Annotated in this window: 8 protein-coding genes and 2 tRNA genes; 3 read left to right on the forward strand and 7 right to left on the reverse strand. The window is 41.7% G+C overall.

Annotation, left to right across the window (positions count from 1 at the left end; genetic code table 11):
• Positions 1-16: 16 nt before the first annotated feature.
• The 6 genes from pyrH to QMD82_00535 form a co-directional block, all read right to left on the reverse strand.
• On the reverse strand, positions 17-730 hold the full coding sequence (gene pyrH / locus QMD82_00510; protein ID MDI6850410.1) for a UMP kinase: 714 nt from the start codon (positions 728-730) through the stop codon (positions 17-19).
• Complete coding sequence (tsf, locus tag QMD82_00515) at positions 720-1,316, reverse strand: translation elongation factor Ts (protein MDI6850411.1); 597 nt, start codon at positions 1,314-1,316, stop codon at positions 720-722. The genes pyrH and tsf overlap by 11 nt, the downstream gene beginning before the upstream one ends.
• Positions 1,317-1,330: 14 nt before the next feature.
• Complete coding sequence (gene rpsB, locus QMD82_00520; protein ID MDI6850412.1) at positions 1,331-2,101, reverse strand: 30S ribosomal protein S2; 771 nt, start codon at positions 2,099-2,101, stop codon at positions 1,331-1,333.
• Positions 2,055-2,453, reverse strand: a complete 399-nt coding sequence (rpsI, locus tag QMD82_00525; protein MDI6850413.1) for a 30S ribosomal protein S9 — start codon at positions 2,451-2,453, stop codon at positions 2,055-2,057. The genes rpsB and rpsI overlap by 47 nt, the downstream gene beginning before the upstream one ends.
• Positions 2,454-2,465: 12 nt before the next feature.
• Complete coding sequence (gene rplM / locus QMD82_00530; protein MDI6850414.1) at positions 2,466-2,906, reverse strand: 50S ribosomal protein L13; 441 nt, start codon at positions 2,904-2,906, stop codon at positions 2,466-2,468.
• Between the two features lie 63 nt (positions 2,907-2,969).
• A tRNA-Ser gene (locus QMD82_00535) sits at positions 2,970-3,060 on the reverse strand.
• A 93-nt stretch (positions 3,061-3,153) separates the two neighbouring features.
• On the opposite strand from QMD82_00535, the gene QMD82_00540 reads away from it, so the two are divergent.
• The 3 genes from QMD82_00540 to gmk all read left to right on the forward strand — a co-directional run bounded on the left by QMD82_00540 (position 3,154) and on the right by gmk (position 5,671).
• Positions 3,154-3,238: transfer RNA gene (locus QMD82_00540), tRNA-Leu, on the forward strand.
• A 10-nt stretch (positions 3,239-3,248) separates the two neighbouring features.
• Complete coding sequence (gene glmS, locus QMD82_00545) at positions 3,249-5,072, forward strand: glutamine--fructose-6-phosphate transaminase (isomerizing) (GenBank protein ID MDI6850415.1); 1,824 nt, start codon at positions 3,249-3,251, stop codon at positions 5,070-5,072.
• Positions 5,069-5,671: a guanylate kinase gene (gmk, locus tag QMD82_00550; protein ID MDI6850416.1), complete on the forward strand. Its 603-nt coding sequence runs from the start codon at positions 5,069-5,071 to the stop codon at positions 5,669-5,671. The genes glmS and gmk overlap by 4 nt, the downstream gene beginning before the upstream one ends.
• Here gmk and QMD82_00555 read toward each other — a convergent pair.
• Positions 5,666-7,081: WD40 repeat domain-containing serine/threonine-protein kinase (locus tag QMD82_00555; protein ID MDI6850417.1), on the reverse strand; the 1,416-nt coding region annotated here is incomplete at its 5' end. The genes gmk and QMD82_00555 overlap by 6 nt on opposite strands.

Below are 7,081 nucleotides of genomic sequence, written 5' to 3' on the forward strand. Positions count from 1 at the left end.
TCCTCCTCTGGAAAGATTAAACTTCTACGAAGGTACCTATTTTCTCTCCGATTAGTGCCTTTGTCAGATTCCCTTCTTGCGTAACATCGAAAACCAATATAGGCATCTTATTTTCGCGACAAAGGGCAATTGCAGTCTGGTCCATAACTGCAAGTTCTAATTTAAGCATTGTTTTTAGGTCAAGGTATTCGAATTTCTTTGCATCGCTGTGTAATTTAGGGTCTTTATCGTATACTCCATCTACCTTTGTTCCTTTCAAGAGTATTTCGGCTTTGATCTCACCAGCTCTGAGGGCTGCCGCAGTGTCAGTGGTAAAGAGAGGATTTCCAGTCCCACAGGCGAAGATCACAACTCTGTTATTTTCTAAGTGTTTGAGAACTTTTCTTCTTATAAAGGGTTCTCCTATTGCTCTAATTTCAATAGCAGTTACTATCCTCGTTTCAACGCCTTCCTTTTCCAGTGCATTTTGAAGAGCCATGCTGTTGATAGCGGTGGCAAGCATCCCCATATAGTCAGCGGACACTCTATCAAAACCAAGTTTTTCTATAGTTTTACCGCGCACGATATTGCCACCACCCACTACGATAGCAATTTGAGTGCCCAGCTCCTTAGAACAGTAAGCAATTTCTCTTGAAATTCTATTGAGAAAATTGATATCTAAATTTTCTTTTTCGTTACCAAAAAGTTCGCCTGAGAGTTTAAGAAGGACTCGGCGATACTTACTCTTCACCTATTTTAAACCTCGCAAACCTCTTAACTCTGATATTTTCTGAGAATTTTGCTATATGTTGTTTTATGTACTCTTCAACAGTAATTTCGGGCTGCATAAAGAATTGCTGTTCGTATAACACGTTTTCCTGGTAAAACTTTTCCATTTTCCCTTCAACGATTTTCTGAATTACGTTTTCGGGTTTACCCTCCCTTTTGAGCTGTTCCATTAAGATTTCTTTTTCTTTTTCTATAACTTCCTGTGGTACATCTTCCCTTTTTACGTATTTGGGCGCCATGGCAGCAATTTGTAAGGCTATATTATGGGCCATTTTCTTGAATTCGTCGGTGTTAGCGACGAAGTCCGTTTCGCAATTAACCTCTACGAGAACGCCAAGCCTTGCACCTGGATGGATGTAGGCTTCAATGAGACCTTCTTTTGTTTCTCTGTCAAGCTTCTTGTCGGCCTTCGCAAGCCCCATTTTTCTAAGCTCTTCCACCGCTTTTTCAATATCCCCGTTTGTCTTTTCAAGGGCTTTTTTACAATCTAAAATACCAGCACCCGTCCTTTCCCTTAGCTCTTTAATCAAGTTTGCTGGAATTGACATAATTTCAAACCTCCTTACTCTTCTTTCTTCTCGACCCTTGTCAGTTCTTCACCTTGCTTGCCCTCAAGAATGGCATTGGCAAGAGTCCTGGTTATGAGAGTAATTGACCTTATGGCGTCATCGTTACCCGGAATAGGGTAGTCAACCTGGCTTGGATCTGCGTTGGTATCCACAATTGCTACCACGGGTATCTCGAGACGTTTAGCTTCTTTGAAAGCTATATCCTCTTTCACAAGGTCAACAATATATACTGCGTCAGGTAGAGTCTCCATGTCCATAATTCCGGTGAAGACCTTTTGTAACTTTTCCAGTTCCTTTAGCATGAGAAGTTGCTCTTTCTTGGGGTACTGTTCCAGTTCCCCCGTTTCTTTCATTTGCATGAGTTCTTTCATCCGATTGATTCTGCTTCTTATGGTTTCGAAATTGGTAAGGGTTCCACCGGGCCACCTTTCTGTCATGTAGAAGGCACCGCACCTCTTCGCTTCTTCTGCAACGATATCTTTGCCCTGCTTTTTGGTGCAAACGAAAAGCACAGTTCCGCCACGTGAAGATAAGCGCTTTAAAAAGTTGTATGCTTCCTGAAGCTTTTCATAAGTTTTCCTAATGTCAATTATGTGGTGACCATCCCTCTCTGTAAAGATAAATGGCTTCATCCTTGGGTTCCAGCGTCTTCTTTTGTGCCCGAACTGTACACCAGCTTCGAGGAGGTCTTTCAAAGTAATAGGAAACGCTATGTTATTATCGCTTGGAGTATTGTGGAGATTTTCTTCTCTTGCTCTTTCCATATTTCATCCTCTCCTTTTCTCTTGGGTCTCTTGATAACATTCTAAACTTCTTAAGTACTTCGGTTAGATTTTCATCAAACGTTTTCAATGCTCTTGCCAAGGCAAGCCTCATTGCACCGGCTTGACCTGACTTGCCGCCGCCTTCAACCTTGCAAACAACGTCGAATTTTCCTTCTAATCCGGCCACTTTGAGTGGTTCAAGTGCGTGTATTACCAGATCCTCTCTCTCGAAGTACTCAAGAGGCCTAAGTCCATTTACGTAGATTCTTCCTTTACCATTTTCTTTTAGACGAAGTCTTGCCACTGCTCTTTTCCTGGATCCCCAAGCAAAAATTACTTTGGCGCCTTCCAAGTTTTAACCTCCTTAGTTTATTTTCAATATGTCAATTGGTTGAGGGTTCTGGGCTTTGTGAGGATGCTCAGACCCTTTATAAACTTTAAGTCTCAAAAACATTCTCCGACCAAGTTTATTTTTCGGGAGCATTCTTCTAACTGCAAGCTCAATTAGCCTTTCTGGATGGGTTTCGAGAATTTGTCTTGCTGTTCTTGCTTTCAACCCCCCGGGATAATTTGAGTGGTGATAGTAGATCTTCTGATCCAGTTTCTTTCCCGTCAAAACAACTTTTTCAGCATTGATTACCACTACGAAGTCACCGGTATCGATGTGAGGTGTATATATTCTTTTTCGCTTTCCCTGAAGAAGCAAGGCTATTCTTGAAGCAAGACGCCCCAATTCAATACCCGAAGCGTCTATTAGGAACCATTTTCTCTCAATTTGCTCAATCTTTGGCAAAAAAGTACGCATCTACTTCTCCTCCATTTGAAATATTATACTGTTGAAGGGACGTAAATTCAAATTAAGCAAAAGCGGAGAGGGTGGGATTCGAACCCACGGTACCCCTTTTAGGGGTACGCACGATTTCCAATCGTGCCCCTTCGGCCAGCTCGGGCACCTCTCCGTGCGTGACTTAGTATAAACTAAAGGGTATGAAATGCCAAGTTATATTTCCTTGCTTGAATGTAAATGGCTGAAGTTTTATAATTAACGACACGCCGGAGTGGTGGAATCGGAAGACGCGCCGGCCTCAAAAGTCGGTGGCCCGCAAGGCCGTGAGGGTTCGAGTCCCTCCTCCGGCACTTTATTAAAATGTGTGGTATTATTGGTTATATTGGTAATAAGGATCTTGATTCTGTGATTCTCGTTGGCCTTGAGAAGCTGGAATATCGGGGCTACGATTCAGCAGGTATTGCTGTTATTCACAATGGTAGGCTTTTTGTCAGAAAACGTGCTGGCCGAATTGGTGACCTTTATAATCTTGTAAACGGATTAGCTTTCAATGGAAAAGTTGGAATAGGACACACGAGGTGGGCAACTCATGGAAAAGTCAATGACATAAATGCCCATCCCCACGTGGATTGCAAGTCTCAAATCGCCGTTGCCCATAATGGAATTATCGAAAATTTTGAAGAACTAAAAAAAGAACTGGAATCTCACGGGCATAAGTTTATCTCCGAAACAGACAGTGAAGTAATCCCCCACCTCATAGAAGAGTATTATGAAGGTTCTCTGGTTGACGCTGTTATAAAAACCGTTAATAGACTTAAGGGTTCATTTGCCTTCGTCATCATCTCTTCTATTGAGCCTGATAAGATCATAGGCGTTAAAATGAATAGTCCACTCATAGTTGGAATTGGGAAGGGGGAAATGTTTTTGGCTTCTGATGTTACACCACTCTTGGCACATACCAAGGAAGTTGTACCTCTCGCTGACGGTGAGATAGCTGTATTGACACAGGATAGTTGGAAAGTGATGGATTTTGAGGGAAACGAGAAAAAGAAAGAAGTTTCTAAGGTTGAGTGGACTATCGATATGGCAGAAAAAGGGCAGTTTCCCCATTTCATGTTGAAAGAGATTTTTGAACAGCCCGAAGTGATTACCAGAAATCTGGAATATTATATACGAGGAAACGAAGTTACTCTTTTAAAGGATTTCAACCTTAGGAGGTTGCTGTTAAATAAAGATAGAATCCTTATTCAGGCATCTGGAACATCGCTACATGCCGGGCTCGTTGGTAAATATGTACTGGAAAAGCTTGCAAAAATACAGACGGATGTTGATTTCTCATCAGAATTTCGTTATAGAGAACCTGTTCTGAATTCGAACACCCTTGTGGTTGCTATCAGTCAGTCCGGTGAAACTGCAGACACCCTTGCAGGTGTCAAGATGGTAAAAGAAAATGGTCTTGAAGTGTTATCGATCGTTAATGTGAAGGATAGTTCTATTGCCAGAGAGTCGGATTATGTGTTATACATCAATGCAGGACCCGAGATCGGCGTGGCTTCAACCAAGGCTTATACAGCACAGATATTGATTCTTACCTTACTCAGTCTTGAAGTTGGACTCCTGCGCGGGTATGTTTCCGAAGACGAATTTCAAACGCTGAGGAAAGAACTTTATCAGATTCCTTTAATGATTAAGAAAGTACTCGATAGGGACTCAAAAATCAAGGAAGTGGCTAATATGTTTCTTGACGCCAGGTATTTTATGTTCTTGGGTCGTGGAATAAACTATCCGACGGCGTTGGAGGGTGCATTAAAGCTTAAGGAAATTTCCTACATCCATGCGATAGGATATGCGGCTGGTGAGATGAAACACGGTCCTCTTGCCCTTGTGGATAAGGATTTGCCGGTGGTTTTTATTAATCCGTATACGTCGGTTTATGAAAAATCGATAAATAATCTGGAGGAAGTAAAAGCAAGGGGTGGTGTCATTCTTTCCGTCATTACTGAAGGCGATGAAAGAATGAAAGCGTTAAGTGATTATTCTTTTGAAGTTCCACGTGTTAATGAATTATTTACGCCGATTGTGTCAATAATTCCTCTTCAGCTTTTTGCTTATCACGTTGCAGTTGGAAGAGGGTGTGATGTTGATAGACCAAGGAATCTTGCAAAAAGTGTGACAGTAGAATGAATCATAAACCCTTTGTAGTTGTTATTTCCGCTCCTTCGGGCACTGGAAAGACCACAGTCCTGAGTGAAGTGAAGAAGCTGGAACCCAATCTTTTTTACTCTGTTTCGGTGACAACAAGGTCCCCTCGTCCCAATGAGATAGATGGGGTTGATTACAAGTTCATATCGAAGGAGGAATTTGAAAGGATGATAGAAAAGGGGGAACTTTTAGAGTGGGCAAAGGTTTTCGGAGGCGAGTACTACGGGACTCCGAGGGGACCGGTAATGGAGGCTTTAAAGGCAGGTAAAGACGTAATAATGGATCTGGATATACAAGGAAGAAACTCTTTGGAAAAAATTTTTGGTAAGGATTTGGTCTCCATTTTCCTTTTGCCACCTTCTTTCGACGAGCTTAAGAGAAGGTTGAGTTTGAGGAAAACAGAGAGCGAAGAAGAACTTGCTGAAAGGCTTGAAAGGGCTAAGATAGAACTCCGATGGGCTGAACGTTATGAATACTGGGTCGTAAGTGGCTCAGTTACAGAAGCTGCAATGAATATAATTCACATTATTCATGCTGAGCGTATGAGAAGAGAAAGAGTGATATTTAATATTGACCTATGATAATCCTGCCAGTTTCCAAAGTTTGATCATACCGTCTACGTCACTGGTTGCAAAATAGTTTTTCTGGGGAAAGATACTTATACTTGTGCATCTTCTTGATTGGAGATCAATCTCAGTTTTCTTTTCAAGGGATTCGAGTTCAAGCACAAAGAGTCTACTCTCCAGGGCGATAAGAAGGTGTTTTTCGTCTGGGGTTATGGCCATATCCACAATATTTCTCGAATCTTCTGATATTTGATATTTTTTAATGGCGTTTAAGGTGTTTGAATCCCATATGCTAACTCTTCCGTCGTTACCAACCGTTACAAAAAACCTACCCGAGTTGGCAAATTTTATCTTTTTTACCTGCCCAAGGTGTTCTTTTACTGCCAATTTTTGCTTTAAATTTGAAGTGTCCCATATTATTACAGTACCGTCCCACGAGCCGGAAACCAGTATGGGCGCTTTGGGTGAATGTTCGAGGCAGCTTATCCATGTACTATGACCTGTCAAGGCTCCTAATTTTTCAATTTTAATGAGGTCAAATATGGAGATTATGTTCTCGTAACCACCTGCGAAGAGAAATCTTGAGTCATGAGAGAAAGCCACTTCCGAGATTTCGTCATTCTGCATCTTTACCGTACTTACACGTGCCCAGCCAACAGTTTCGTAAAATTTTACAGACCCGCTTTTGGCCGATACTACAAGGAATTGAGAATTCGGAGATACCTTTATATCGGTTATGGCATCTTCTTCTGTTGTAGCTTTCAGCGATATTTTCCTTTCCCATTCAGTTGTTCCGAAGACCTTAACAATTCCGTCCAGTCCTGCTGTTATCATCATATCGCCTTTGGGTGAGAAAATCACTTTAATTGCCGCACCTTGGTGAGCCTGGACCTTTCCGAGCATTTTGATGGTTGTTACGGTTCCCGTTTGTGAGGCCATTGAAAGTCTGGTAACAAAAGGAGAAGTCGCCGCTACACTTGCTGGAGACGTAGGTCTTGATGTAGCCTTGTGCTTTTCTTCGTCTATTACCTTGTTGATGATGTCTGAAGGTATTCCCAGTTTGTGAGCCATATCTATGATTTCTTTTCGTTCCTTTTCTCCAATTTTCCCCTTGTATTGGTTAATCTTTATATCTCTCAAAGTTCTTATTTTTTCAATTACTTCGAGGGCACTTTTGGCCTCTGCCGCGTTTTTGAATCTATCAGTGGGCGATGGTTTCGTCATTCGCGTGAGGAAGTCCCTAAGCTCCACACTCAAATCTTTAATCACTGAATAATCTACTATGCCCGTTTCCTCGTCCTTAAATTTTTCAGGGGTTAAGCCTGTCAGTATTTCAATGGCTACGATTCCTAAGGAATAAAGATCTGTTGATGGGCTTGAATATCCTTGCTTTTGTTGTGGAGCTGCGTAGCCCTTTGTATATAT

The sequence above is a fragment of the bacterium genome, from assembly GCA_030019025.1.
In the GTDB taxonomy this organism is placed as follows: domain Bacteria; phylum Hydrothermota; class Hydrothermia; order UBA1063; family UBA1063; genus UBA1063.